This window comes from Pseudooceanicola lipolyticus, from assembly GCF_002786325.1.
In the GTDB taxonomy this organism is placed as follows: domain Bacteria; phylum Pseudomonadota; class Alphaproteobacteria; order Rhodobacterales; family Rhodobacteraceae; genus Pseudooceanicola_C; species Pseudooceanicola_C lipolyticus.
Map to the genome: position 1 here is coordinate 1 of NZ_PGTB01000398.1, position 814 is coordinate 814.

1 protein-coding gene is annotated in these 814 nt (G+C 72.1%); it reads left to right on the forward strand.

Going from position 1 to position 814, the window contains the following annotated elements; genetic code table 11:
- On the forward strand, positions 1-814 hold an 814-nt coding region (locus tag CVM52_RS26210; protein WP_276308675.1), incomplete at both ends, for a penicillin-binding transpeptidase domain-containing protein.

Sequence of the window (814 nt, forward strand, 5' to 3'; positions counted from 1 at the left end):
GCCCGCCGCGCCGGGCCGGATCTGTCGCTGGCACTGCTGGTGGCCGACCACCGCAGCGGCGAGATCCTCGCCGCGGTCGGGTCGCCCGGTTACGGCGCGGCGCGCGACGGCTTTGTCGATATGACCACGGCGCTGCGCTCGCCCGGCTCGCTGCTGAAACCGCTGATCTACGGGCTGGCCTTCGACCAGGGGCTGGCCCATCCCGAAACCCTGATCCATGACGGCCCTGTCGATTTCGACGGCTACGCGCCGCGCAATTTCGACGGCGCCTATCGTGGCGATATCCGGGTGCGCGCGGCCTTGCAGCAATCGCTGAACATCCCGGTGGTCCGGCTGACCGAGGCGCTGGGCCCCGCCCGCGTCATCGCCGCGCTGCAACGCAGCGGCGTACAGGCCCGGATCCCCGGCGGCCGCCCCGGACTGGCGATTGCGCTGGGCGGCATGGGGATGCGCCTGCAGGATATTGTGCAGCTTTATGCGGCACTTGCCGCCGGCGGGCAGGGGGTTTCGCTGCGCAGCGAGAAAACCGCGCCGCGCAGCGAAACCAACCGCGTGCTGTCGCCCGAGGCCGCCTGGCAGGTCGGCAATATCCTGGCCGGGCTGCCGCCGCCACCGGGGGCACAGGCCGGCAGGCTGGCTTACAAGACCGGCACCTCCTATGGCCACCGCGACGCCTGGGCGGTGGGTTATGACGGCCGGCACGTGATCGGCGTGTGGATCGGCCGGCCCGACGGCACCCCGGTGCCCGGCGCCTTTGGCGGCGATCTGGCCGCGCCGGTGCTGTTCGAGGCCTTCGGGCGGCTGAAACCGGCCT